This is a genomic window from Pseudomonas sp. NY15463 (genome assembly GCF_048068415.1).
Lineage (GTDB): Bacteria > Pseudomonadota > Gammaproteobacteria > Pseudomonadales > Pseudomonadaceae > Aquipseudomonas > Aquipseudomonas mosselii_C.
Genome location: NZ_JBLUQD010000005.1, coordinates 319,948 through 346,390 on the forward strand (window position 1 = coordinate 319,948; position 26,443 = coordinate 346,390).

The window sequence follows — 26,443 nt, forward strand, 5'->3', positions numbered from 1 at the left end:
CAACGTAAAGGGCGGAAACGAAAAAGACGCCGCTACCCGGTCCACTTGCGTGGAGGGGAGCGACGTCTTTGTCGGAGAGTGTGGGGCAACCGCCGTTGGCTACCTGAGGTTCACTGAGCAAGAGCCGGGCCAATGTTGCACGTGGCAGGTTCGATGGCTCGGCAGATGTGCTATCCGCCGAGCATCTCCGACATGGCGATGATCTGCTCGGCCACCTGGATCAACTTCTGCTGACGGCTCATGGCTTGGCGGCGCATCAAGGTGTAGGCCTGTTCCTCGTTGCACGACTTCATCTTCATCAGCAAACCCTTGGCTTGCTCGATGCGCTTGCGTTCGGCCAACTGCTGGTCGCGCGCCAGCAGTTGGGCCTTGAGCGCCTGGTCGCTCTCGAAGCGGGCCATGGCCACATCGAGGATTGGCTGCAAGCGTGTGGCCTGGATGCCTTCGACGATGTACGCGCTGACGCCGGCCTGGATCGCCTGGCGCATGGCCGTTGGATCATGCTCGTCGGTGAACAGCACGATGGGGCGGGGACGGTCGCGGCTGACCATCACCACCTGTTCCATCACATCGCGTCCCGGTGACTCGGTATCGATCAGCACCACGTCCGGGTGCACCGTTTCGACGCAGGCCGGCAGGTCGATGGTCAGTCCGGTGGCCTCGATCACTTCGAAGCCGGCTTCGACCAGCGCGGCTTTGAGGCGGCCGACTTTCTTTTCGGTGTCGTCGATCAACAGAACCCGTAGCACGGCCATCTCCTCAGCGCCCCACGCGAGCAGGGGCGCCCGCGTCCAGTGCATGCAGGCTGAAGCTGCGTGCGTAGCCATAAGGGTCGCTGCCGTCCCAGCGGCTGCCATCGATCAGCAGACTGCTGCGCATCGGCGCCTGGGCGCAGGGCACGTCCAGTGCGTCGGCGGCCTCGCGGTACAGGTCCAGTTGCTGGACCTGCTGCGCCACGCCGAGGTAGTCCGGGTCCTCGCGCAGGATGCCCCAGCGGCGGAACTGAGTCATGAACCACATGCCATCGGACAGGTACGGCAGGTTGGCCCGGCCTTGGTCGAACAGGCGCAGGGCATGGGCGTCTTGCCAGTGATTGCCCAAGCCATCCTGATAGTCGCCCAGCAGCCGTCCTTCGATGCTCGCCACGGCGGTGTCCAGGTAGCCGCTGGCGCTGAGCAGCTGGGCCGTGCCACGCCGGTTCTCCAGGCTGCCCTCGATGAATCGGCTGGCGCTGAGGATTGCCTTGATCAGGGCTCGCGCGCTGTTGGGATACTGTTCGACGAAGCCACGCGCGCACGCCAGGACTTTTTCTGGATGGTCCGGCCAGATCGACTGGCTGGTGGCCAGGGTAAAGCCTTGGTGTTGCGCCACGGCGTTGGCCGCCCACGGCTCGCCCACACAGAAGCCGTCGATACGCCCAGCCTGCAGGTGGGCGACCATCTGCGCCGGTGGCACCACCACGCTGTCGACGTCGAACAGCGGGTGGATGCCTTGGCTGGCCAGCCAGTAATACAGCCACATGGCGTGGGTGCCGGTGGGGAAGGTCTGGGCGAAGGTCAGGCGCGCACCGCCCTGGTGCACCAATCGGGCTAGCGCCTCGGGATTGGTCACGCCCTTGCGTTGCAGGGATGCCGACAGGTTGATGGCCTGGGCGTTCTGGTTCAGCCCCATGAGCACCGCCATGTCGCGGGCGGGGCCGCCGGCAATCCCCAGTTGCACGGCATACACCAACCCGTACAAGCAGTGGGCGGCATCCAGTTCGCCGCTGACCAGCCTGTCGCGCAGCCCGGCCCAGGATGCCTGGCGGTGCAGGTTGAGGGTCAGGCCCTGCTGTTGGGCAAAGCCCTGGGTTGCGGCCACGACCACCGAAGCGCAGTCGCTCAAGGCCATGAAACCGATGTCCAGGCTGGGTTTTTCCGGCGCGTCGCTGCCGTTGACCCAGGCCAGCGGTGATGTCGGGAGGGGGGTATTCAAGGAAAACCTCGGGGTTTCGGATGGGGCTGCATACCGGCTTCGAAGCAACCCATGTGCCAGGGCCCTGTCGCCCTGGCGGCACGCTGGCTATAATCGCCCCCTCACACACCGCGAGTCCGCCCGCCCATGTATACCCTGGCCCGCCAGCTGCTGTTCAAGCTCTCCCCGGAAACCTCCCACGACCTGTCGCTGGACCTGATCGGCGCTGGAGGCCGTCTGGGCCTCAACGGCCTGCTGTGCAAACAGCCTACGGCGTTGCCGGTCAATGTCATGGGCTTGAACTTCGCCAACCCTGTCGGCCTGGCCGCAGGGCTGGACAAGAATGGCGCGGCCATCGATGGCTTTGCCCAACTGGGCTTCGGTTTCGTCGAAATCGGCACCATCACCCCGCGCCCGCAGCCAGGTAACCCCAAGCCGCGCCTGTTCCGCTTGCCGGAGGCGACGGCGATTATCAACCGCATGGGTTTCAACAACCTGGGGGTCGATCACCTGCTGGCACGGGTACGTGCAGCCCGTTACAACGGCGTGCTGGGCATCAACATTGGCAAGAACTTCGATACCCCGGTCGAGCGCGCCCAGGATGATTACCTGATCTGCCTGGAGAAGGTCTACAACGACGCCAGCTACATCACGGTCAACGTCAGCTCGCCAAACACCCCGGGCCTGCGCTCGCTACAGTTCGGCGACTCGCTCAAGCAACTGCTCGATGCCTTGGCCGAGCGCCGCGAGCAGTTGGCCAGCGCCAACGGCAAGCGTGTCCCGCTGGCCATCAAAATTGCCCCGGACATGAGCGATGAAGAAACTGCCCTGGTGGCCGCTGCGCTGGTTGAGTCGGGCATGGACGCAGTGATCGCAACCAACACCACGCTGGGTCGTGAAGGGGTCGAAGGGCTGGAGTTCGGCGCTGAAGCGGGTGGCCTGTCGGGGGCACCGGTACTGGAAAAGAGCACGCACACGGTAAAAGTGCTGGCAGGCGAGCTGGGCGGTAAACTGCCGATCATCGCAGCCGGTGGTATTACCGAGGGTCGCCATGCGGCTGAGAAGATCGCCGCCGGTGCGAGCCTGGTGCAGATCTACTCGGGCTTCATCTATAAGGGCCCGGCACTGATCCGCGAAGCGGTGGATGCGATCGCAGCGATGCCGCGTTGAGGGCGGGCGTCTGCAAAGCGGTGTGAGGCGCGATAAAAAAGGGGCCCCGTATGGGGCCCCCTGGGCCGCAGCCCGCCGCACGGATAGTGCGCGCATGGTGACTCGAATTCAGTGTCCTCGTTCAGCCAACGGCGTGATTTTCGTTGAGTCTATGAATGCCAGCAGTGCCGGTCATGCCGTCCCAGTTGTCGCCGCGACCTTCACGCCAGCCGTTGATCCAGGCTTGGCGAACAGAGGGAAGATTGAAGGGGCAAAGTTCGCGGGATTTGCCGGTGACCCCATACTGGTAGCCACGTGAATATGCTCTTTCCAACGGATCACGCTTAAGTCTTCTCATAGGGTGTTGCCCTCACTTGTTGACTGTAATGTCCCGTCGGCCTCTCCGAGGCCGGGCAGAATCGTTCTGCCGGTGTGCGCCCGCTGCCGGCGTGGCGGGCTGAAAGTGCCGCCCCTTTGCGGAACGGCCTGAGACCAGTTCTAACGAATGAGCGTCACAGTGGGAATGATCGATTTGTCATAAGGACGTAACGTTTTCGTGGCTACGGGGATAAGTAAACGAATGCGACTGAACCGCGTTCGCGGCTAACCCAGCTAAGATTGGGCTTCTGGCGAAGTTGACGTCATTTTGCCAGCGCCGTCAGTCGCTGGCGGTAATAATCAGTAATACGACGAAGGGTCATATCCTGGCGCTGCGTCGAGGAAATTTTCGTACTGCCGGATGATCAAAGCCTGCGCGCCACCGCGCGACAGGTTGCCACTGTCCGGTGGCCTGGCCTGGCGAGTGCTTCGCAGGCCACCTGCGGGTCTGTCGAAAGGCCGCGCAGGCAAACAGCGGCAGCCGATGCGTCGGCCTGCCATCTACCTAGCCCATGGCTCTGGATGACACATGTCGGACCGTTTCGAACTTTATCTCACCTGCCCCAAAGGCCTTGAAGGCCTGCTTGCCGATGAGGCCCGTCAGTTGGGGCTGAGCGAGGTGCGTGAACACACCTCGGCCATTCGCGGCGATGCCGACATGGAAACCGCCTACCGCCTGTGCCTGTGGTCGCGCCTGGCGAACCGGGTATTGCTGGTGCTCAAGCGCTTCTCGATGAAGAACGCTGACGACCTGTACGACGGTGTCCACGGGTTCGACTGGGCCGATCACCTGGCCGCCGACGGGACCCTGGCGGTGGAATTCAGCGGGCATGGCTCGGGCATCGACAACACCCATTTCGGTGCCTTGAAAGTCAAGGATGCGATCGTCGACAAGCTGCGCAACCGCGAGGGCTTGCGCCCGTCCGTAGACAAGCTCGATCCGGATGTCCGGGTGCATCTGCGCCTGGACCGAGGCGAGGCGATCCTCTCGCTGGACCTGTCTGGCCACAGCCTGCATCAGCGCGGCTATCGCCTGCAGCAGGGTGCCGCGCCGCTTAAGGAGAACCTGGCTGCCGCCGTGCTGATCCGCGCCGGATGGCCCCGCATCGCGGCTGAGGGTGGCGCCCTGGCCGACCCGATGTGTGGCGTGGGTACTTTCCTGGTCGAGGCGGCGATGATCGCCGCCGACATCGCGCCCAACCTCAAGCGCGAGCGCTGGGGCTTCAGCGCCTGGCTCGGGCATGTGCCGGCCCTCTGGCGCAAGCTGCACGACGAGGCGCAGGCCCGTGCCCAGGCCGGACTGGCCAAGCCGCCGCTGTGGATTCGCGGCTACGAGGCCGACCCACGGCTGATCCAGCCGGGGCGCAACAACGTCGAGCGTGCCGGGTTGGGCGATTGGGTGAAGATCTATCAGGGTGAGGTGGCCAGCTTCGAGCCGCGCCCAGACCAGAACCAGAAAGGCCTGGTCATCAGCAACCCGCCCTACGGCGAGCGTCTGGGTGATGAGGCCAGCCTGCTGTACCTCTATCAGAACCTCGGCGAGCGCCTGCGTCAGGCCTGCATGGGCTGGGAAGCCGCGGTGTTCACTGGCGCGCCGGAGTTGGGCAAGCGCATGGGTATCCGCAGCCATAAACAGTACGCGTTCTGGAACGGCGCGTTGCCGTGCAAGCTGCTGCTGTTCAAGGTGCAGCCTGATCAGTTCGTCACGGGCGAGCGGCGTGCGGCCCAGCCGCAAGACGGCGAGGCGCCACGCCAGGCGCCGCTGGCCAGTGAGCCGGCGCGGCTGTCCGAAGGTGCGCAGATGTTCGCCAACCGCCTGCAAAAGAACTTCAAGCAGTTGGGCAAGTGGGCCCGCCGCGAGCAGGTGGACTGCTACCGGGTGTACGACGCCGACATGCCCGAGTACGCCCTGGCAGTGGACCTGTACCACGACTGGGTGCACGTGCAGGAATACGCCGCGCCCCGTTCGGTCGACCCGGACAAGGCCCAGGCTCGCCTGCTCGACGCCCTGGCGGCGATCCCGCAGGCGCTGGGCATCGACCAGCAACGCGTGGTGCTCAAACGCCGCGAGCGCCAGAGCGGCACTCGCCAGTACGAACGCCAGGCCACCGAGGGGCGTTTCCAGGAGGTGAGCGAAGGCGGCGTCAAGCTGCTGGTCAACCTGACCGACTACCTGGATACCGGTCTGTTCCTCGACCACCGCCCCATGCGCATGCGCATCCAGCGCGAGGCCGCCGGCAAGCGTTTTCTCAACCTGTTCTGCTACACCGCCACCGCCTCCGTGCATGCGGCCAAGGGCGGTGCGCGCAGCACCACCAGCGTCGACCTGTCCAAGACCTACCTGGACTGGGCGCGGCGCAACCTCTCGCTTAACGGTTTCTCCGAGCGCAACCGCCTGGAGCAGGGCGATGTCATGGCCTGGTTGCAGAACGCGACCGACAGCTACGACCTGATCTTCATCGACCCGCCGACGTTCTCCAATTCCAAGCGTATGGAAGGGGTGTTCGATGTGCAGCGTGATCATGTCGAGTTGCTCGACCTGGCCATGGCCCGTCTGGCACCTGGCGGCGTGCTGTACTTCTCCAACAACTTCCGCAAGTTCCAGCTCGATGAGCACTTGGCGACGCGCTATGCGGTGGAGGAAATCAGCGCCCAGACGCTGGACCCGGACTTCGCGCGTAACAACCGCATTCACCGCGCCTGGCAATTACGCCTACGGTGAGTCACAAGGGGCTGGCGTCGCTGCTGGCCATTGGCTATAAGTAGGGCAGGGCTGAACCATTCGCAGGACGCTGAAGCTGAAGTTGCTGAGAGCCCTCTATGTGGAAGGTACCTGCAAAGTGGATTGGCCCGCTCGGTGACGAGTTGTCGGCCTGGGGCGTGGCGATGGCCGCGCTGGTCGCTGGTGGTTTGCTCACCGGCGCGCTGGCACTCGCCACCCAGTCGTTCTATACCCAGCAGTTGCGCCAGCGCTTCGAGCTGTTGGCCAGCGAGCGCTACAGCCGTATTGCCGAACGTTTCGAGGAGCAGGAGCAGCGCCTGGACGGGCTGCGCCGTTTCGTCAGTTATTCCACCGAAATCACGCCCAGCGAGTTCGCCGGCTACACCCGTCCGTTGCTGCGCCGTACCCAGGCGTTCTCCTGGGCGCCGCGGGTGGAGGGCAAGCAGCGTCAGGTCTTCGAGCGCCAGGCGCGCGAGCGTCTAGGGCAGCCTTACGCGATTCGTGATCGTAGCGCCGAAGACGGCTGGCAGGTCGCGCCGCCGCGTGAGGTGTATTACCCGATCCTCTACACCCAGGCGGTCAACCGGCAGGACCAACCTTATGGTTTGGACCTGCTGGGTCAGCCGCTGCGTGCAGCCACCCTGGCACGTGCCACTCGCCCTGACAGCATGGCGGTGTCGGCGCCGATGGACATGCTCAGCGTGCATGTCCAGTCCGGCTACACCCTTGGCTTGTTGATCGTCGCACCGGTGTTCACTGGCGCGCACTCTGCAGGCGACGCGCCCAGCGGTTATGTGATGGCTTTGCTCAGCGTGCACCAACTGATCGCCGAGAGCCTGCCGACCGAGGCCGACGATGACTTGGTGGTGCGTATCTACGACCTGTCCACCGACAATGCCCATGAAGTGCTATTCGATTCAGGCAACGCACCAGCACCGATGGCGCTGGTCAGCAGCCAACTGCTACGCCTGGCCGATCACCACTTCCAACTGGACATCCGCCCCAGCCAGGACTTCCTGCTGGCCAATCGTTCCTCGGCGGTGCCTGTGGTGAGCCTGTTGGGCGGATTGCTGAGTGTGCTGCTGGCGGTGCTGCTGTACAGCTTGTTCAGCCAGCGTCAGCGCGCCCTCGGACTCGTAGCGCGGCGCACGGCCGAGCTGCGGGTGAGCGAGCAATCGCTGCGCGAGACGCATAACCAGTTGCGTAACGTGCTCGACGCCGCGACTCAGGTGGCGATCATCGCCACCACGCTCAAGGGGGTGATCGGGACGTTCAATGCCGGCGCTGAGCGCATGCTCGGCTATGCGGCCGATGAGGCGCTGGGGCGCCTGACCCTGGAAGATCTCGTCCAGCCCGAAGAGCTGCATCGACGTGCGCATGCCCTGAGCCTGCGTCATGGGCGCGACATCAATGCCGGTCAGGCGATGTTCGCCGAGACCTTGCAGGAGGGAGGGGTACAGTCGGGCGAGTGGACCTTGGTGCGCAAGGACGGCAGCCACTTACTGGCCAACATGCTGGTGACCGCTGTGCTGGACGAACAGGGCTTGTGGGTCGGTTACCTGGCGATCTGCATCGACGTCACCGAGCAGCGCCGGGTGCACGAGGCGCTGGCAGCCCGCGACCGGTTGTTGAAAAAACTCAGTGCCGAAGTGCCGGGCGGGATCTACCAGTATCGCTTGGATGCCGATGGCCATTCGTGCTTCCCCTACGCCAGCGAGGGCCTGCTGGATATCTACGAGATCGATCTGCACGTGCTGCGTGAGGATGCCTGCGCTGCGTTCGAGCGGATCCATCCTGATGATCTGGAGCGGGTTCGGCTTTCGGTGCGTTACTCGGCCGAGCACCTGACCCCGTGGCGCGAAGAGTATCGGGTGCGTCTGCCCCGAGCCGGCCTGCGCTGGGTTCGTGGAGAGGCGACACCGGAAATTGGCGAGCACGGCTGTACGATTTGGCATGGCTACCTGACGGATATTTCCGACCTCAAGCGGGTGGAGGAGGAGTTGCGTGCCTTGGCCATCACCGATGTGCTGACGGGGATCTACAACCGGCGTTATTTTCAGGACCGGCTGCGTATCGAGTTGGATCGCGCACGCCGCGAGCGTCTGGATCTGGCGGTGATCATGCTGGATATCGATCACTTCAAGCGGATCAATGACCAGTTCGGGCATGCGGTGGGTGATGTGGTTCTGCGTAGCTTGTGCCAGCGCATTAGCCACCGGTTGCGACGTACCGATGTGTTTTGTCGCCTCGGGGGAGAAGAGTTCATGGTGCTATGTCCGGGCAGCGATGCCGAGCAGGCCAAGCAACTGGCCCTGGAGCTGTGGCAAGGTGTGCGCGGTGTGCCGGTGGAGGGCGTTGGGCGAATAACGGCGAGCTTCGGGGTAGCGGGCTGGCGAGAAGGCGAGGGGGCGGATGCCTTGCTGTTACGCGCCGATGCCGGGGTCTACGCGGCCAAGCAGGCTGGGCGGGATCGGGTCGAAGGAGAATTGCCTTGAGGTGCGGGGTGTCACTGCGTATTTCGAGGAAGTTGTGTATTCGTTCACGCGACTGACTGGATCGCCATCGCGAGCGAATACACCCGCGACGGCGCCAGAACAGACGCTGCCTGACTAACGGCTAGCCAGGCATGTGGTAGGGCTCAAGGCGCGATGTTTGCCGTGCCGCTAGTCAGCTTCGGCTGGCGATACAGCTCCAGCAGCACTTGGTCCAACACCTGCGAGGCCCCCCAGGGTTTTGGATCGTTGAGGATGGCCGCGACGGCCCAGGTGTGGCCATTGCTGTCACGGCTAAAGCCTGCGATCGCCCGTACCGTGTTGAGCGTGCCAGTCTTGATATGCCCTTCGCCGCTCATGGCGGTGCGTTTCAAGCGCTTGCGCATGGTGCCGTCCATCCCCACCAACGGCATCGAGCTGATGAACTCGGCGGCGTAGGGGCTCTTCCATGCAGCCTGCAGCAGAGCGGCCATTTCCCGGGTGCTGACCCGTTCGGCGCGCGACAGACCCGAACCGTTCTCCATCACCAGATGCGGTGCGGTAATGCCTTTCTTGGCCAGCCACTGGCGCACGACACGTTGGGCTGCACGCGCATCGTCGCCGTCTGCGTCGCTACGGAACTGTGCGCCGATGCTCAGGAACAGTTGCTGGGCCATGGTGTTATTGCTGTATTTGTTGATATCGCGAATCACTTCCACCAGGTCGGGCGAGAAGGCCCGGGCCAGCAGGCGCGCCGACTTGGGCACGTCTTCGATGCGGTCACGACCCTGGATGCTGCCGCCCAGCTCGCTCCAGATGGCGCGCACCGCGCCGGCGGCGTAGGTGGAGTGGTCCAGCAGAGACAGATAGGTCTGCGAGTTGCAGCCCTCGCCGAGCTGACCGCTGACCGTCACGCTGACGCCGTCGGCCTGTGGGACCGGGTTGTAGCGCACATCCCCGCTGCACTGTTTGCCGGGGGTGGCCTTGACCTGGTTGTCGATGCGGATGTTGGCGATCGGCGGTTCCACCGACACCAACACCTTGCCGCCATCGTTGCGCGCCACGAAGCGCAGGGCCTTGAGATTGACCAGCAGCGAGTCGGGCTTGACCAAAAATGGCTTGTTTTCGTCGCCCCCGTCGTCATTGAACTGCGGCAGGTTGGGCTGCACGAAATGGCTGCGGTCCAGCACCAGGTCGCCGGTCACCGTGCGCACGCCGTTGGCGCGCAGGTCACGCATCAGCAGCCAGAGTTTTTCCATGTTCAGCTTGGGGTCGCCGCCGCCTTTGAGATATAGGTTGCCGTTGAGCACGCCGTTGCTCAGGGTGCCGTCGGTATAGAACTCGGTCTTCCACTGGAAGGTCGGGCCCAGTAGCTCCAAGGCGGCATACGTGGTGACCAGCTTCATGGTCGAGGCCGGGTTCACCGACACATCGGCGTTGAACACCGTGGCATTGCCAGGACCGTCGAGCGGCAGCATCACCAGGGACAGGGCTGAGTCTTGCAGTTTGTTCTTGGCCAGGGCCTGTTGCACCTTTGGCGGCAGGCTGGTGTTGACGGCGGCGGCTTGGCTGGTCAGCGAGAAGGGTAGGAACAGGCTGGCGAGCAGCAGTGGACGAAGCGTCTTGATCATGGATACGAATACCCTGCTGGCGAGGGGAAAGACAAAGGGGCTGTAAGAAATGGTGGCCCCAGACGGAAATAAGGTACGCATTATGCCCCAAGCGCAGGCGACTGGGACCTTGTTCGATGCAAATGCGCCTTTAGCGCCAATAAACTGGTAAAGTGCCGGCCGTAATTACTTGAGAGGATTGTTCCATGGCTACCAACCGTTCCCGTCGTCTGCGCAAGAAGCTGTGCGTGGATGAATTCCAGGAGTTGGGTTTCGAACTGAACCTGGGCTTCAAGGAAGACCTGTCCGATGAAGCCATCGATGCCTTCCTCGACGCCTTCCTGGCTGAAGCCATGGATGCCAATGGCCTGGACTACGTCGGCGGTGACGACTTTGGCCTGGTCTGCCTGGCCAAGCGTGGCTCGGTCAGCGAAGAGCAGCGCGCCACTGTCGAAGCGTGGCTCAAAGGCCGCAGCGAGCTGACCAACATCGAAGTCAGCCCACTGCTGGATGCCTGGTACCCGGAAAAGCCGATCAACCCGGCTTCCTGATACCGGTGGCGGCATACCTGGCTGTATGCCGCTTCACTCCCCCTCGGTCGGGCTGTCGTTCAGCCTGGCCAGGGTGTTCTCTACGCGGCGCATGTGCCGCGCCAGTACCTGGCGACGCATTTTAGCCTCGGCCACGGTCAGCCCCGGTGCTTGTAGCGCTTCACACGCCTCGATCAATGACGCCGCCTCCAGCATACGTGCGGCGCTGAGGATCTTGTGCGCCTGGGCGGCACCTGCCTCGGGAGTGCGTTGCAGGTCGATCGCCATCAGGATCTGCAGGTCTTCACGCAGGCTCTGGCGCAGCGTGTCGAGCAGCCGTTCGCGGTCATCGGGATCGCCGCCGCTGATGGCGCACAGGCCGTCGAGGTCGCAGCACGGCGCGCGTTCACCCGTGCCGCAACGGGTGGGATGCAGACCGTGGGTCAGGGCTGCCAGGCGTCGACCTAGTGCCTGCAAGCCGATGGGCTTGAGCAGGCAATCGTCCATGCCGGCGTCCAGGCACTGTTGGCGGACCTCGGGCTGGGCGTTGGCGGTGTAGCCGAGGATCACACAAGGCGCCTTGCCATCGAGGCGTTCCTCCCGGCGTACCCTGCGTGCCAGCTCGTAGCCGTCTAGGTGCGGCATATTGCAGTCGACGATCAGCACGTCATAGTTGCCTGCACGCCACTTGCACAAGCCCTCGTTGCCATCACGGGCGCTATCCTGGCACAGCCCCAGATAGCTCAGTTGGCGTGTCATCAGTTGAAGATTGGCCGGGTGGTCGTCGATTACCAGGATATTCAGGCAGATGTCGGGGCGATCGATGCCTGCGTCGTCGGTCGATGGCGGGGCGGGCGGCTCGACGCACTGCAAAGGCATCGTCAGCCTGACCCGCGTGCCAACGCCCTGCAGGCTTTGCAGGGTCATCTCGCCGCCCATCATGGTGCACAGGTTGCGGCTGATCACCAAGCCCAGCCCGCTGCCGGCCCGCGCGCCGTCGCTGGAGGGGTTTGCCTGTACGAACGGGGTGAACAGACGTTGCAGGTCGTGCTCGTGGATGCCGATGCCGCTGTCGCGGACTTCGAGGTCGAGGATGGGCTTGCCCGGTTCTCCACCGTTGTCGAGCCTGGCGCTGATTCGGACCTGGCCTTGTTCGGTGAACTTGATCGCATTGCTCACCAGGTTGGACAGTACCTGCTTGAAACGCAGTGGATCGAGCATCGCGTGGCAACGGACTTCGTGGGCGACCACCACCTTCAGTGTCACGCCCTTCTGCCGTGCCAGGCCATCGAATACCCGGCCTACTGATTCGATCAAGTTGGCTAGGTCGACCGGCTCGGGTGCCAGGGACAGCTGCCCGGACTCGATGCGGGCGATGTCGAGGATGTCGCCAATCAAGGCCAGCAGGTCCTTGGCCGAGTGGTGAGCCACTTGTAGCGCTGGCCGGTCAGGTTGGCCATGCTCGGCACGTTTGAGTGCCAGTTCGAGCATGCCGATAAGGGCGTTCATCGGCGTGCGGATCTCGTGGCTGATGGTGGCCAGGAACGTGCTCTTGGCACGGTTGGCGTCATCGGCCTGTTGCTTGGCCAGGCGCAGGTCCTGGACCAGTGCGCGGCGTTCGCTGATGTCGATCCAGCCGCCGATGATGCCCTGCATTTCCCCCAGCGAGTCGCGATAGGGCAAGATCCAGTGGTAGATAGTCAGTTCCTGCTCCTTGAGTCGCAGCGGGCGGTCGAGGATCATCGGTCGCCCCTCTTCCATTACCCGTCGATAGTCATCCTGGATCTGATGGACGTACGTGCACTGGCTGAACAGGGTGTCTTGCAGACGCTTGCCGAGGATCTGCTCAAGGCTGGTGCCAACGGCCTCGAGGTAGCTGTCGTTGCAGCTCTTCAGGCGGCCTTCGCGGTCTCTCACGTACATTGGATGCGGCGTGCCGTTGAGCAGGGCGCCCATGAACTCCAGCTGATCGCTCAGTGCTCGCTCGGCCAGTTGGCGCTGCTTGATCTGGCGCCGCAGGCGGGCATTCCAGACCAGTGCCACGACCAGCAGCGCAGCGATGATCGTGACCACTTGCAGGATCAGCCTGCGCGAGTTGCGCCAGTAGGTATCGTTGTGCACGTCATGGTTGCGCCAGCGGCTGTTGATGATCCCCAGTTCTTCAGGGGAAACACTGAGCAGGGCCTTGTCCAGAATCGATGCCAGCTCCCCGGCCTGTGGCCGGGTAGCCATCGAGAATGTCGCGGGTTCGGTGCCGACGGTGGTGCGGATCACCAGTCGATCGTTGCTGGCCAGCATGTGATTGGCATCGATGAGGGTCGCGACTGCGGCGTCCACCGCGCCGCTGCCCAGCAGAGCCATGGAGTAGAACGTGCTGTCGGTGGCGACCTGGTGAATGTGCGGATGCTGGCGGTTGAGCAACGCTGCCACGTCGCTGTCGCGTGGCACCGCGACATGTTTGTCGATCAGTTGCTTGAGGTTGGTGGGTTGATCGGTGCCTTCACGGCTGACCAGTACGTAGGCGCTTTCGAGGTAGGGTCTGCTGACGCGCAGTGCAAGGTTGCGGTGGGTGTCGGTCGGGAGCGTGGCGATGATGTCTGCGCGCTCGGTCAGGAGCTGATTGATCATGTCGCTTTCGCCGCTGGCGCGCTGAATGTCGAAATGCAGGCCCGTGCGCAAGCGAATGACTTCGAGCAGATCGGCCACGATGCCCCGCAGGCGTCCGTTACTGTCGAAGTAGGTCAGGGGGGCGGCGGTATCGTTGACCACCACACGCATCTTCGGGTGCTCGCGAAGCCAGCGTTCCTCGAGCGGTGACAGCTGGAGCTTGAGGTCGGTCAGCAGGCTGCCGCTGCTGGCGCTCCAGCGCTTGAAGATGTCACTGCGGCTAACCTTACCCTGGGCTTCCAGGGCAAGGTTGATCAAGCTCAGAAGCATCGGGTTGTCGTCGCGCAGCGCGAAGCTGAAGCCGACCATTTCATGTTTGCCGAAGCTGGCCATGCGCAGGCGCGGCAGGTGCCCCCGGCTGATCAGGTAATGGGTGGAGATGGTATCGCCGATGAACACGTCGGCTTGTTCGAAGGCCACGGCATTCAAGGCCTGGGTCGAGGATTCGAAGGTGATCAGCTGCGCGCCGGCGTAGCTTGCGCGGATCTCCTGCGATGGCAGGTAGTGGTAGAGCATGCTCAGGCGCATGCCGTCCAGGCCGGTGTTCAGGGCACGGGTTTCGTCCTCGCGGGTTACCAACACCGGCTGGTCGACGGCATAGGGGTGAGAAAGCACCAGCCCCTGGCGGGCGGATTCGTAGCCGTTGGCACTGCCGAGCAGGTCGATCCGCCCGCTTTTCAACGCGGCGACCGCCGCTGGGCGGCTTGGGAAGCGCTGCACCCGCACCGGCAGGCCCAGCGCACTGGCGATCAGGCCGGCGTAGTCGGCAGTCAGGCCCTGATATTCACGTCCACCGGTGGTGATGTCGAATGGCGGGTAGTCCGGGGCCGAGGTGCCCAGTACCAGTTCCTGACGCGTCGCCAGCCATTGACGTTGTTCCAGGGAGAGGGTGGGCTGCTGCGAGGTGCGGGTCAAGCGGCTCAGTAGCGTGAATGTTTTGCCGTCGTCGATGGCTGCGTCGCTAGATGGCGTGCACGCGCCCAGCCATAACCACAGGCACAACAGAGAGGTTGCCAATGGCCTTTGCATGATGCCCTCAGACCAGCGCGTTGCGTTTGGCGACGTCGATCAGTTCCACGAGTGTGCTCGCGCGTAACTTGTGCATCAGGCGTTTCTTATAGGTGCTGACGGTCTTGTTGCTTAGGAACATGCCTTTGGCGATTTCCTTGTTGCTACGCCCTTGGGCAAACAGTTGCAACACCATCAGTTCACGGTCATTGACGTGACGGAACAGTGCGAGTTCGTCGCTTTGTGCCGTTTGAGTGGGCTTGAGTGCCAGGCTGGGGAAATAGTTGTAACCAGACAGGACTGCTTTTATCGCGCTCAGCAGTTCACCGAGATCCTCTTGTTTACATACATAACCGGCCGCGCCGGAGTGCATGCAGCGGATGGCGAACAGCGCTGGCGATTGTGCGGTGAGCACCAGCACCTTGAAGGGAAAGGTCATGGATTGGAAGCGCGAGAGCATTTCGAGCCCGTCCAGTTTGGGCAGGCTGATGTCGAGTATGACCAGGTCCGGGCGGGCTTCGCGAATCATCTGCATGGCATCGACGCCATTGTCTGACTCGCCGACGATCCGGTAATTCTGGTTTTCCAGCAACATGCGGATAGCCAGTCGGATGACGGGATGGTCGTCGACAATAAATACTGAGTGCATGTTCAAGATTCCAGTCGGCTTGGCGAAAGAGTGGAAACATTAACTCAGTTGGATGTCGGTGGGGCAGCGAAGTTTGGTCGAAAACTACTATATAGGAAATGTCCTACGTCGAGCCCGATGAGATGCTACAAGTTGTGAAATGTTTTGTGCTGATGTTGGCACTTTGGTCAGGTTTTACTTTTTTTATTGTGTGGGTGTTCAATATTAAATTTGAAAGTAAGAAGTTTCTTACTTTTGAAGCGATGACCGACCTTGAGCTTGAGGCGGTCATCGTCCGCAGATTTCAGGTCGGGGTTGAGCGGCCGGTCATCTCGCAGGCCATTTCGCTGGCATAGCTGTCTGTCATACCCGCGATGAAATCGATCATCCGCAGGAATGCGGCATGCAGCGAACCGTGTGGATCAGGGGCATTGTTGCCAATCAGGTCCAGCACTCGGCGGCTCTTGAACGACGGCGTGCGCCCGCCATGCTGCTCGAGTGCGGCGCCGCAGAAGGTGTTGAGGAGAATTTCCAGCGTGGTGTAGGCGCCGATTTCGTGCAGCGTCTTGCGCTTGTCCTGAAAGATTTTCTTGCGTGCCATGTCCTTGGCCTGGAGCACGCAGCGTTGCGCCGGGCCGTGCATGTGCTCGACCAGGTCGCCTGCCAGGCGCCCAGCCAACAGCGCCTGCTGTTGTTCGACGAAGGCCAGCGCAGCGGCGTTGGTCAGGTGTTCGATGGCCTTGCCGCGCAGGATCGCCAGCTTGCGTCGGCGCGAGTCGCGTGGGCCGAGCTGCCGGTAGGTTTCCGGCAAGTCGTCGCCTACCAGGTCCAGCAGCAGTGCCTCGACTTCGGCGTACTGCAGCAAGTCCATTTCCAGGCCGTCTTCGAGGTCGATCAGGGCATAGCAGATATCGTCAGCGGCCTCCATCAGGTAGACCAGCGGATGGCGTGCCCAGCGCTGGTGCTCTAGCTGTGGCAGGCCCAGCTTGCTGGCGATTTGCTCAAGCAGGCCCAGTTCGCTCTGGTAGCAGCCGAACTTGTGCTTCTTGTAGCCCAGAGCGTCGGCGTGGCGCGCTGTCCAGGGGTACTTGAGGTAGGCACCCAGAGTCGCGTAGGTCAGTCGGGTGCCACCGTCGAACTGGTGGTACTCCAGTTGGGTCAGCACGCGGAAACCTTGGGCGTTGCCTTCGAAATTGAGGAAGTCGGCGCGTTGGTCGTCACTCATGTCGTCCAGCCAACCGCGTCCGGCAGCCTGCTGGAACCAGTGACGGATGGCATCCTCGCCAGAGTGGCCGAAGGGCGGGTTGCCGATGTCGTGGGCCAGGCACGCGGACTGCACGATCATTCCCAGGTCACTCGGCTCACACCAATCTGGCAGCGCTTCGCGCAGGGTTTCGCCTACACGCATGCCCAGCGACCGGCCCACGCAACTGACCTCGAGCGAGTGAGTCAGGCGGGTGTGGATATGGTCGTTACTGGTAACCGGGTGCACCTGAGTCTTGCGTCCCAGACGCCGGAAGGCACCTGAGAAGATGATGCGGTCGTGGTCCTTGTGAAACGGGCTGCGACCCAGCTCCTCGGGGCTGTAGAGGGCCTTGCCCAAGCGTTCGCGCGTCAGCAGGGTCTGCCATTCCAAGGCGTGATCTCCGGTCAATGAGAGGGCATAGCTTCTCCCGTGTGGCGCGCCGTGGCAAGGGCGCGCCACACGGGATTCAGGGACGCCGATTGGGGCCCATGAACAAGCGAATCAGCGGCACCAGCGTGGTGCCCAGACGGACCAGCCGTGCCAGATTGCCGCTGCGCACGCCCTTGCCAGTGAAAAAGCCCATCGCCACTACGGCGCCCAGCCCCCACAGCGAGCCGTGCTTGATGCCTAGACCTTCGCCAAACGCACTGCCCCTGCCACGCAGGCGGCGGATCGGCTCGAGCATCTGCCCGGATTCGTGACGGATCTGTTGGCGGTGCATCTCCATGCGCAGACGCAGTAAAGCCTTACGCAACTCGCGCGGATTACGCGTGTCGGGAAGTTCTGGCAGGTTCATGGCAACAATCGCTCCCGGTCCTTGGCCAGCTCTTCGAGCGTGGCGCCAAATGGCGAGGATTCATCGAACACCGCGGCTTTGAGGCGCAGTGCGCAGAACAGCGCAGCCAAGCTGTAGAACACGCACAGGCCGATGATGCCGGCCAGGCGGTAGCTATCCCACAGCAGCACCAGCACCAGCCCCGACAGGGCGGTCAGCAGCAACAGAGCGAAGACCAGCGCCAAGCCTGCGAACAGCAACAGGCTGAGGGTGCGGGCCTTTTGTTCCTGCAACTCGATGCCGAACAGCTCGATATGGCTGTGCAACAGGCCCAACACGGCTGCGCCCAGACGCCTGCCGGAGGCGCCGGTGCCAATGGCGTCGTTGTCCATGAGCGCTCCTTAGCGTTTGGCCAGTAGGCCGATCAGCAGGCCTACGCCTGCGGCGATACCGACCGCTTGCCATGGGTTCTCCTGTACGTACTGCTCTGCGCTACCGACGGCAGCCTGGCCGCGCTGGCGTACCGATTCCTGGGTCAGTTGCAGACTTTCGCGGGCTTGTGCCAGGCGCTCGTGGATCTGCTCGCGTAGTTCATCGGCTTGGTCGCCGGCAAGGTTGGCAGTGTCGGCGAGCAGCTTCTCGGTGTCGCGCACCAGCGCCTGGAAGTCAGCCATCAGTATGTCTTGTGCAGTCTTTGCGGATTTGCTGGCCATGGGCCTCTCCCTGTGGATGTGTGTGGCTATTTCGAGTATTGCGCGGCTGCGAAGGTTCAGCATGATGTGCTGGTACAGCCTTTGCTTACTCCCGGTGCGTCAGTGCCGTGACTGCGCCGAACCTGTGCACGGCTTGCGCAAATACCGATAAACCTTAACCCAATCCACGACAAACCCAAGAAAAAACCACACAGGCTGCTCGTACCTCGCTGAAAGAGGGCAGGGGTCTGGCACCGATTCGGTGCAAGGATGCCGGTACTTGAACTGTCATGGTGCCTTTTTCAGGTCTGCCACTACATGGAAAACATGCACAGCGCGATGGACTCTCTGCTCCACGGCTCTAATACCCTGTTCATTCTCATGGGGGCCATTCTGGTCCTGGCCATGCACGCCGGCTTCGCGTTTCTGGAAGTGGGCACCGTGCGCCACAAGAATCAGGTCAATGCCTTGTCGAAGATTCTGAGCGATTTCGCGATCTCGGCCCTGGTGTACTTTTTCATCGGCTACTGGATTGCGTATGGCGTGAGCTTCTTGCAGCCAGCGGCGACACTGGCCGCCGACCACGGCTACGGGTTGGTCAAATGCTTCTTCCTGCTGACCTTCGCCGCTGCGATCCCGGCGATCATTTCCGGCGGGATTGCCGAGCGCGCGCGCTTCGCCCCACAGTTGTGCGCCACTGCCCTGATCGTGGCGTTCATCTATCCGTTTTTCGAAGGCGTGGTATGGAACGGCAACTTTGGTGTGCAGGCTTGGCTAGCGGCGCGCTTCGGTGCCCCTTTCCACGACTTCGCAGGGTCGGTGGTGGTGCATGCCATGGGCGGCTGGTTGGCGTTGGCGGCTGTGCTGCTGCTCGGTGCGCGGCGTGGTCGTTACCGTGATGGCCGGCTAGTGGCCTTCGCGCCTTCGAGCATCCCGTTCCTGGCGTTGGGTTCGTGGATCCTGATCATCGGCTGGTTCGGCTTCAATGTCATGAGTGCGCAGACGCTGCAAGGGGTGAGTGGCCTGGTGGCGATCAATTCGCTGATGGCGATGGTCGGCGGGACCTTGTCGGCCCTGGTGGCTGGGCGCAACGACCCAGGCTTCCTGCACAACGGCCCGCTGGCTGGGTTGGTGGCGATCTGCGCAGGCTCGGATCTGATGCACCCGATTGGTGCGCTGGTCACCGGGCTGGTTGCCGGTGGGCTGTTCGTCTGGTGCTTCACCGCCTCGCAGAACCGCTGGAAAATCGATGATGTGCTGGGCGTGTGGCCGCTGCATGGGTTGTGCGGTGTATGGGGCGGTATCGCATGCGGTGTGTTCGGCCAAGCCGCCTTGGGTGGCTTGGGCGGTGTCAGCCTGGCCAGTCAGTTGCTTGGCAGTCTGGGCGGCGTTGCGGTGGCGCTGGTCGGCGGCTTTGCCGTGTATGGGCTAGTGCGGGCTGTGCTCGGTCTGCGTCTGAGCCACGAGCAGGAGTTCCAAGGCGCCGACCTGTCGTTGCATCGCATTGGCGCCACCAGTCAGGATTGATGTCCGACAGTGCGTGATCAGCAGGGTGGACCTAGAATAAGTCTCCGTTCTTGCGACTTTCTGGGTTTGCCCATGCTTCCTGAATGCCAGTTGTTCGGCACCCTGGGGTGTCATTTGTGCGAAGTGGCCGAGGCTGTGCTGATGCCGTTCGTCGAGCATGGCCTGCTGGTCGAGCTGGTCGACATTGCCGACGATCCGCTGCAGTACGAGCGCTATGCTCTCAGTATCCCGGTGCTGCGCCGCTGCGATAGCGGCGCGGAGCTGGCCTGGCCGTTCGATTCGCAACAGATCGTGGCCTTCCTGCGCTGACCTGTGCATTGACGCAGGTCCGCTTCGCTTCGTATGCTGTATATAAATACAGTATCGAGGTGACAGCCATGCTCAATGTCGAGCAACTCAAGTACAGCATCAATCACATGGCCCCGGAGCGGGTGTGCGACGCCGTGCTGGAACTGCGCCTCGACGGCATCGTCACCGACGCGCATACCCCGTTTGGCAAGGTGCATTTCAACACCTGCTTCGCCGAGATCGAGGCGTTGTTCCAGCGTGCGGGCTTTCACCGGCCGTTGGATGTGGTCGGCTATCAGGGCTTGAGCTATGCGCTGTTCGACCCTTCTCGCTGGGAGGCGGTGCAGGTGTTGCGTTGGCTCAAGGCGCGCTGCGAACCGGTTGGCGAGGTCGGTTGAGGAGGGGATAATGCCCGCCCTGCGATCAACCGAGCCTGCCGATGACCACGCCTTTCGACCCCGCCCGCCAGCAAGCCAGCACCGTATGCCTGCCGCCCGGCCAGTGGGTCACTGTGCTTGACTGCCTGAGCGATCACTTCAAGGCGATCGGTCGCGAGCAGTGGCTTGACCGATTTGCCCGTGGCCGCGTGCTCGACGCCCAAGGGCAGGCGGTTGCCGCCGACCTCGCGTACCGCCCTGGCATGCGCCTGCATTACTTTCGCGAGGTGCTCAACGAAAAGCCAATCCCGGTACAGGAGGATATCCTGTACGTGGACGAACATCTCGTGGTGGCCGACAAGCCGCATTTCCTACCGGTCACGCCCACCGGCGAGTACGTCGAGCAGACACTGCTGCGCCGGTTGATTCGCCGCTTGGACAACCCGCATCTGGTGCCTCTGCATCGCATCGACCGGCACACTGCCGGGTTGGTGCTGTTCTCGGCCAACCCCGAAACCCGTAGCGCTTACCAACGCCTGTTCCCTGAACGGCGAATCGACAAGCACTACCAGGCCATTGCCGCTGCGCTACCGCAGCACACCTTTCCACGGGTGCATCGCAGCCGCCTGGTACACGGCGAACCGTTCTTCCGCATGCACGAGGTCGAGGGGGTCGCCAACAGCGAGACCCACGCCTGCGTGCTGGAGAAAAACGCTGATCTGTGGCGCTATGGCCTGTCGCCGGTCACGGGCAAGACCCATCAGTTGCGGGTGCACATGGCAGCATTGGGGGCGGGAATCTGTAACGATCCGTTCTATCCGCAGTTGCTCGACACTCAGGACGATTATGCGCGGCCACTGAAGCTGCTGGCCCAGGGCCTGCGTTTCAGTGATCCGTTAACGGGTCAGCAGCGCGACTTCGAGAGCCGGCTGAAGCTGGAGTGGTAAACCCATTGCGGGGCACGTCGGTTCGCTGACGTGCCCCGCGGCAGATTCAGCGGTTGAAGCGCTCCACCAGCGAGTACTGGGTGCTGGCAGTGCTGGTCAGCTCTTCGCTGAGCAAGGCCGAACGCTGGGCCTGGCCGGCGGTTTGGTCAGCCAGGTCGGCGATGGTGGCGATATTGCGGCTGATCTCGTCGGCCACGGCGGTCTGCTCTTCGGTGGCAGCGGCAATCTGGGTGGCCATGTCGGTGATATTGGCCACCGCTTCGCTGATGCCTACCAGCGCCTGATCGGCCTGCATCACCCGTTCTACGCCCTCCTGGGCTTGGCGATGACCGGTTTCCATGGTCTGCACCGCATTGTTGGCGGTTTGCTGCAGTTTGGCGATCAGGTTGTGGATCTGCCCGGTGGACTCGGCGGTACGCTGGGCCAGCTGGCGCACTTCATCGGCAACCACGGCGAAGCCTCGGCCCATCTCGCCAGCGCGCGCGGCTTCGATGGCGGCGTTGAGTGCCAGCAAGTTGGTCTGGTCGGCGATACCCTTGATCACGTCCACTACACCGCCGATCTCGTCGCTGTCCTTGGCCAGCTGGGTGACGGTCAGGCCCGTCTCGCCCACGGCGGCCGACAGCCGCTCGATGGCATCACGGGTCTCCCCAGCGATGTTGCGGCCCTGGCTGGTCAGGCGGTTGGCTTCCTGGGTGGCATCGGCGGTGCGCTGCACATGATTGGCCACTTCCTGGGTGGTGGCGGCCATCTGGTTGACTGCGGCGGCGACCTGCTCGGTTTCTACGCGCTGACGCTCCAGGCCCGAGGAACTCTGGTGGGCCAGGGTATCGGACTGGCGCGCTTGGTCGCTCAGGTGTTCGGCGCTGTCTTGCAGCCGGGTCAGGCAGGTCTTCATGCGTGCGTCCTGGCTGAGCATGGCCATTTCCAGGCGTGCCTGCACACCGCGGCTGTCGGTGTACATCTGTGCGATCAGGGGGTCGGAGGTGGTCTGTTCGGCCAGGCGCAACAGGCGCTTGATACCCCGCTGCTGCCAGCCCAGGCCCAACAGGCCCAACGGCACCGACAGGCCCGCAGCGAGCGCGAAGCCCCAGGAGTGGCCGAGCCAGTTGCCGATCAGGAAGCCAATCTGGCTGATCAGGATGAATGGCAGCCAGTCCTGCAGCACCGGTAGCCACTTGTCGCGGCGCGGCACCGCCGATTTGCCCTGGTTTATGCGTTGGTAAAGTGCCTCGGCGCGGCGGATCTGTTCGGCAGTGGGCTTGACCCGTACCGACTCGTAACCGATCACCTGATTGTTTTCGAACACCGGCGTGACGTAGGCGTTGACCCAATAGTGATCACCCGACTTGCAGCGGTTCTTGACGATGCCCATCCATGGTAGGCCTTGCTTGAGGGTCTGCCACATGTGGGCGAACACGGCCGGTGGCACATCAGGGTGACGCACCAGGTTATGCGGCGCGCCCATCAGATCCTCGCGGGAGAAACCGCTGATCTCGATGAAGGCATCGTTGCAGTACGTGATCACGCCTTTGGTGTTGGTGGTGGAAATCAACCGCTGCTGGGCAGGGAAAGTCCGTTCTCTCTGGGTAATCGGCTGGTTGTTACGCATTGGCTTTTCAATCCGCAAGGCTTTCGATGGTTATCGGCACGCCCATTTTTTTATTGAATGAATATTTAAACAACGTTGATGTGGCGCAACGCAAGGCGCTTACCGTTGACGTAGAGCGTCTACCCCTGTTCCCTTACAGACGGTCTTTGTCGCAGTTTCATTAAGAAATCATGACAGCTAGGTCTGATCATGACCGAATGTTCACGTCGGGGCCAGCATCGGGTAGCTGAAGGCGGTGAAGTGCACGACGTTGACGAACACGTGGCACCACACCGCTGTCAGCAAGCCGCCATACCGATAGGCCATGCCGTAGCCGATGCCGGCGAGGGTTGCCAGGTAGAACCACTGCCAACCGCTGCCCAGGTGTGCCAGGCCGAAGAGCAGAGCGGCCAGGCCCAGGGCCAGGTTCTGATTGCCCAGCAAGCGCTCAAGCCCGCCCTGGATATAGCCGCGAAACAGCAGCTCTTCGGTCAGGCTGACTAGCAGCAGGTTATTCGCCAGCCACAGCCAGGCATCTTGTGGCCATTTCGGTGCCCATGCCACCACCCCTAGGATCCACGCGCTGCCCAGGCAGGCGAGCAGCGTCAGTGGACGGATCACTGCCAGGCTCACCACCACGCCCTTGCCGCGCAGCAGCAGTAGCCACGGGCAGGCCAGCATGACCCATAGGCCGATCAATGACTTGTCCAGGTTCAGCGACATGGAGAACGGCAGCGCGCCCTCGCTGAACACGATGTTGTCGATGACTTTGGCGTTGTTGAACCCAGGCAGCCAGTGCAGGGCCAAGGCGATGGCGAGGAAGATGAACAGCCCGTGCCCCAGCACCTGCTGCCAGCGCACGGGGCGTTGGACCAGCAGCGCTGAGCAGACCAGGGTCAATAACAAGGGTGCTGCGCTCAACCCCAGACTGCCGTAGGTCAGCGCGAGGGCATAACCGAGTGTGAGCAGGAACAGGGTTATCCAGTAGGGCGCGGACATGACAACTCCTTGATGCAGGGGCCTGGAGTGATGCGACGTGTTCGCCATCACTCCAGGCATCCGGGCAGGTTCGCGACGCGAACCGAAGGAGCTGTATTAGGCTGCTATTAGTTGCCGCAGTACATAGTGCAAAATTCCCCCTGACTTGAAGTATTCCAATTCATTGAGGGTGTCGATCCGGCACAGTACCTCGACCTGCTGTTGTTGACCATCGTCACGGGTAATGCGCAGTTGCAAGCTTGCCCCAGGGCGCAAGGTCGCTTCGGACAGCCCTAGTATATCGATGCGTTCGCGTCCGCTCAGGCCCAACTGCTTGCGGTCGTCACCGGCCTTGAACTGCAACGGCAGCACGCCCATGCCCACCAGGTTGGAACGGTGGATGCGTTCGAAGCTTTGCGCCAGCACGGCCTTGATTCCGAGCAGGTTGGTGCCCTTGGCTGCCCAGTCGCGGCTGGAGCCGGTGCCGTACTCCTGGCCTGCGATCACCACCAGTGGCGTGCCCTCCTGCTGATAGCGCATGGCCGCGTCATAGATAGACAGCTTCTCGCCGCTGGGGATGTGCAAGGTGTTCCCGCCTTCTTCACCACCGAGCATTTCGTTGCGGATACGAATGTTGGCGAAGGTGCCGCGCATCATCACTTCATGGTTGCCGCGCCGCGAGCCGTAGGAGTTGAAGTCGTGCGGTGCCACGCCCTTGTCGCGAAGGTAACGTCCGGCAGGGCTGTCGGCCTTGATATTGCCCGCTGGGGAAATATGGTCGGTGGTCACCGAGTCCCCCAGCAGGGCGAGGATGCGAGCGCCCTGGATATCGCCGATTGCCGGTGGTGGGCCGTCGATGTGTTCGAAGAACGGTGGATGCTGGATGTAGGTGGAATCGTCCTGCCACACATAGGTCGCCGCTTGTGGCACTTCGATTGCTTGCCACTGCGCATCACCTGCGAACACGTCGGCGTATTGCGTGTGGAACATCGCGGTATCGACCTTGGCCACCGCTTCGGCGACCTCGTGTTGGCTGGGCCAGATGTCGCGCAGGTACACCGGCTGGCCATCCTTGCCGACGCCCAAGGGGTCCTGGCTCAGGTCCGTGCGCACGGTGCCGGCCAAGGCGTAGGCCACCACCAGGGGCGGCGAGGCCAACCAGTTGGTTTTCACCAGCGGGTGCACTCGACCTTCGAAGTTGCGGTTGCCTGAGAGCACCGAGGCGACGCTCAAGTCAGCGCTGGCAATGGCGGTTTCGATGGCCGCGTCCAGTGGCCCGGAGTTACCGATGCACGTGGTACAGCCATAGCCGACCAGGTCGAAGCCCAGTTGGTCGAGGTAGGGCGTGAGGCCGGCGGCCTGGAAGTATTCAGTCACCACCTTCGAGCCAGGAGCCAGGGAACTCTTGACCCACGGTTTGCGTTGCAGGCCAAGCTCCACGGCTTTCTTCGCCAGCAGCCCGGCGGCCATCATCACGCTCGGGTTGGAGGTATTGGTGCATGAGGTGATGGCAGCGATCACCACGGCGCCGTCGTGCAGGGTATGGGTTTGCCCTGCGTGTGTGTAGTCGATTGCACCGGTTTGGTTGGCGTTGCCCACGGCTACACCGCCGCCGCCTTCGCTTTCCAGGCGGCCGACCTCCTTGGCCAGTGGCTTGGGCTGTAGTGCGATGAACTGTTCGAAGGCTTGGCTGACTTGGTTTAGCGCCACGCGGTCCTGAGGACGTTTGGGGCCGGCCAAGCTGGCTTGGACCTCGCCCATATCCAGCGCCAGGCTGTCGCTGAACAGCGGCTCCTGGCCCGGCAGGCGCCACAAGCCTTGCGCCTTGCAATAGGCTTCGACCAGTTCCACGGTCTCGGTAGGCCGCCCGGACAGGCGCAGGTAGTCCAGGGTGATCTCGTCGACCGGGAAGAAGCCGCAGGTGGCACCGTATTCGGGGGCCATGTTGGCGAGGGTGGCGCGATCGGCCAAGGGCAGGTCGGCCAGCCCGTCACCATAGAATTCGACGAACTTGCCCACCACGCCTTTGTTGCGCAGCATCTGGGTCACGCTCAGCACCAGGTCGGTGGCGGTGATGCCTTCACGCAGTTTGCCGGTCAGCTTGAAACCGATCACTTCGGGGATGAGCATCGACACCGGTTGGCCCAGCATGGCCGCTTCCGCCTCGATGCCGCCCACGCCCCAGCCCAATACGCCCAGGCCGTTGATCATGGTGGTGTGTGAGTCGGTGCCGACCAAGGTGTCGGGGAAGGCGTAGGTACGCCCGTCTTCCTCGCGGGTCCAGACCGTGCGGCCAAGGTATTCAAGGTTGACCTGATGGCAGATGCCGGTACCTGGTGGCACCACGCGAAAATTGTCGAACGCGCTCTGGCCCCAGCGCAGGAAGGCATAGCGCTCGCCGTTACGCTGCATCTCGAGGTCGACGTTCTCGGCGAAGGCCGCGTGGCTTGCGTAGTGATCGACCATCACGGAGTGGTCGATCACCAGGTCCACCGGCGACAGCGGGTTGATCCGCTGTGGGTCGCCGCCGGCCTTGGCCATGGCCGCGCGCATCGCCGCCAGGTCGACCACCGCAGGTACACCGGTAAAGTCCTGCATCAGCACCCGCGCCGGGCGGTACTGGATTTCGCGCTCGGAGCGCCGGTCCTTGAGCCAACTGGCCAGGGCTTTCAGGTCGTCGCCGGTGACGCTGCGACCATCTTCCCAGCGCAGCAGGTTTTCCAGCAGCACCTTCAGCGACATGGGCAGGCGTTGCAGGTCGCCAAGCGCATCGGCGGCAGCGGTGAGACTGAAGTAGTGGTAGGTGTGGCCTGCCACCTGGAGGGTCTTGAGGGTTTTCAGGCTATCGAGCGAGGGCATTTACAACTCCTTGTGCTCCGGTGGCCCGGCAATGCTTCGGTGTTCCG

General features: G+C 62.9%; 21 protein-coding genes. 8 read left to right on the top strand and 13 right to left on the bottom strand.

Annotated features, from left to right (window positions below):
- Positions 1–170: 170 nt before the first annotated feature.
- Both ACNFIC_RS14755 and ACNFIC_RS14760 read right to left on the bottom strand, forming a co-directional pair.
- Positions 171–749 carry an ANTAR domain-containing response regulator gene (locus tag ACNFIC_RS14755; protein ID WP_138220948.1) on the bottom strand — a complete coding sequence of 193 codons (579 nt, stop codon included), beginning with the start codon at positions 747–749 and terminating at the stop codon, positions 171–173.
- A gap of 10 nt (positions 750–759) precedes the next feature.
- Entirely contained in the window at positions 760–1,974 is a 1,215-nt protein-coding gene (locus ACNFIC_RS14760) for a CmpA/NrtA family ABC transporter substrate-binding protein (protein ID WP_138220947.1), read from the bottom strand.
- 126 nt (positions 1,975–2,100) lie between these two features.
- Here ACNFIC_RS14760 and ACNFIC_RS14765 point away from each other — a divergent pair, with 126 nt between their 5' ends.
- Entirely contained in the window at positions 2,101–3,123 is a 1,023-nt protein-coding gene (locus ACNFIC_RS14765) for a quinone-dependent dihydroorotate dehydrogenase (RefSeq protein ID WP_416781288.1), read from the top strand.
- Positions 3,124–3,244: 121 nt separating this feature from the next.
- Here the strand turns inward: ACNFIC_RS14765 and rmf are convergent, their stop codons facing one another.
- A complete protein-coding gene (rmf, locus tag ACNFIC_RS14770) occupies positions 3,245–3,460 on the bottom strand; it encodes a ribosome modulation factor (protein ID WP_003248687.1) in 216 nt (71 codons plus the stop codon).
- Positions 3,461–4,009: 549 nt separating this feature from the next.
- Between rmf and rlmKL the strand changes: the two genes are divergently transcribed.
- Positions 4,010–6,202, top strand: a complete 2,193-nt coding sequence (gene rlmKL, locus ACNFIC_RS14775) for a bifunctional 23S rRNA (guanine(2069)-N(7))-methyltransferase RlmK/23S rRNA (guanine(2445)-N(2))-methyltransferase RlmL (RefSeq protein WP_416781289.1) — start codon at positions 4,010–4,012, stop codon at positions 6,200–6,202.
- Between the two features lie 98 nt (positions 6,203–6,300).
- The gene (locus tag ACNFIC_RS14780) at positions 6,301–8,697 is read left to right on the top strand and encodes a diguanylate cyclase (RefSeq protein ID WP_416781290.1); all 2,397 of its coding nucleotides are present in this window, start codon (positions 6,301–6,303) and stop codon (positions 8,695–8,697) included.
- A gap of 143 nt (positions 8,698–8,840) precedes the next feature.
- Here ACNFIC_RS14780 and dacB read toward each other — a convergent pair whose 3' ends face one another.
- Positions 8,841–10,304: a D-alanyl-D-alanine carboxypeptidase/D-alanyl-D-alanine-endopeptidase gene (dacB, locus tag ACNFIC_RS14785; protein WP_138220943.1), complete on the bottom strand. Its 1,464-nt coding sequence runs from the start codon at positions 10,302–10,304 to the stop codon at positions 8,841–8,843.
- Positions 10,305–10,489: 185 nt separating this feature from the next.
- Between dacB and ACNFIC_RS14790 the strand changes: the two genes are divergently transcribed.
- Complete coding sequence (locus tag ACNFIC_RS14790) at positions 10,490–10,834, top strand: YggL family protein (RefSeq protein ID WP_138220942.1); 345 nt, start codon at positions 10,490–10,492, stop codon at positions 10,832–10,834.
- A gap of 33 nt (positions 10,835–10,867) precedes the next feature.
- Here the strand turns inward: ACNFIC_RS14790 and ACNFIC_RS14795 are convergent, their stop codons facing one another.
- From ACNFIC_RS14795 to ACNFIC_RS14820, 6 genes are all read right to left on the bottom strand, one after another.
- Positions 10,868–14,509, bottom strand: a complete 3,642-nt coding sequence (locus tag ACNFIC_RS14795) for a transporter substrate-binding domain-containing protein (protein WP_416781291.1) — start codon at positions 14,507–14,509, stop codon at positions 10,868–10,870.
- 7 nt (positions 14,510–14,516) lie between these two features.
- Complete coding sequence (locus ACNFIC_RS14800) at positions 14,517–15,137, bottom strand: response regulator transcription factor (RefSeq protein ID WP_138220940.1); 621 nt, start codon at positions 15,135–15,137, stop codon at positions 14,517–14,519.
- A 283-nt stretch (positions 15,138–15,420) separates the two neighbouring features.
- Positions 15,421–16,752: a deoxyguanosinetriphosphate triphosphohydrolase gene (locus tag ACNFIC_RS14805; protein ID WP_138220939.1), complete on the bottom strand. Its 1,332-nt coding sequence runs from the start codon at positions 16,750–16,752 to the stop codon at positions 15,421–15,423.
- Between the two features lie 76 nt (positions 16,753–16,828).
- Positions 16,829–17,158 carry a hypothetical protein gene (locus ACNFIC_RS14810; protein ID WP_138220938.1) on the bottom strand — a complete coding sequence of 110 codons (330 nt, stop codon included), beginning with the start codon at positions 17,156–17,158 and terminating at the stop codon, positions 16,829–16,831.
- Positions 17,155–17,529: a phage holin family protein gene (locus tag ACNFIC_RS14815; protein ID WP_138220937.1), complete on the bottom strand. Its 375-nt coding sequence runs from the start codon at positions 17,527–17,529 to the stop codon at positions 17,155–17,157. Before ACNFIC_RS14815 ends, ACNFIC_RS14810 begins: the two co-directional genes overlap by 4 nt.
- A 9-nt stretch (positions 17,530–17,538) precedes the next feature.
- Positions 17,539–17,850: a DUF883 family protein gene (locus ACNFIC_RS14820; RefSeq protein ID WP_138220936.1), complete on the bottom strand. Its 312-nt coding sequence runs from the start codon at positions 17,848–17,850 to the stop codon at positions 17,539–17,541.
- 297 nt (positions 17,851–18,147) lie between these two features.
- Here ACNFIC_RS14820 and ACNFIC_RS14825 point away from each other — a divergent pair, with 297 nt between their 5' ends.
- The 4 genes from ACNFIC_RS14825 to ACNFIC_RS14840 all read left to right on the top strand — a co-directional run bounded on the left by ACNFIC_RS14825 (position 18,148) and on the right by ACNFIC_RS14840 (position 20,968).
- Complete coding sequence (locus ACNFIC_RS14825; protein ID WP_138220935.1) at positions 18,148–19,356, top strand: ammonium transporter; 1,209 nt, start codon at positions 18,148–18,150, stop codon at positions 19,354–19,356.
- Between the two features lie 72 nt (positions 19,357–19,428).
- Positions 19,429–19,665: a glutaredoxin family protein gene (locus ACNFIC_RS14830; RefSeq protein ID WP_138220934.1), complete on the top strand. Its 237-nt coding sequence runs from the start codon at positions 19,429–19,431 to the stop codon at positions 19,663–19,665.
- 68 nt (positions 19,666–19,733) lie between these two features.
- The gene (locus tag ACNFIC_RS14835) at positions 19,734–20,042 is read left to right on the top strand and encodes a transcriptional regulator (RefSeq protein ID WP_138220933.1); all 309 of its coding nucleotides are present in this window, start codon (positions 19,734–19,736) and stop codon (positions 20,040–20,042) included.
- Between the two features lie 41 nt (positions 20,043–20,083).
- The gene (locus ACNFIC_RS14840) at positions 20,084–20,968 is read left to right on the top strand and encodes a pseudouridine synthase (protein ID WP_416781292.1); all 885 of its coding nucleotides are present in this window, start codon (positions 20,084–20,086) and stop codon (positions 20,966–20,968) included.
- Positions 20,969–21,014: 46 nt separating this feature from the next.
- On the opposite strand, the gene ACNFIC_RS14845 is transcribed toward ACNFIC_RS14840, so the two are convergent.
- The 3 genes from ACNFIC_RS14845 to acnA form a co-directional block, all read right to left on the bottom strand.
- On the bottom strand, positions 21,015–22,580 hold the full coding sequence (locus ACNFIC_RS14845) for a methyl-accepting chemotaxis protein (protein ID WP_138220931.1): 1,566 nt from the start codon (positions 22,578–22,580) through the stop codon (positions 21,015–21,017).
- A 201-nt stretch (positions 22,581–22,781) separates the two neighbouring features.
- Positions 22,782–23,558 (bottom strand): type II CAAX prenyl endopeptidase Rce1 family protein, encoded by a 777-nt coding sequence (locus ACNFIC_RS14850; RefSeq protein ID WP_138220930.1) that lies wholly within the window; start codon positions 23,556–23,558, stop codon positions 22,782–22,784.
- A gap of 96 nt (positions 23,559–23,654) precedes the next feature.
- Positions 23,655–26,396, bottom strand: coding sequence for an aconitate hydratase AcnA (gene acnA / locus ACNFIC_RS14855; protein WP_138220929.1), 2,742 nt, complete (start codon positions 26,394–26,396; stop codon positions 23,655–23,657).
- Positions 26,397–26,443 lie beyond the last annotated feature (47 nt).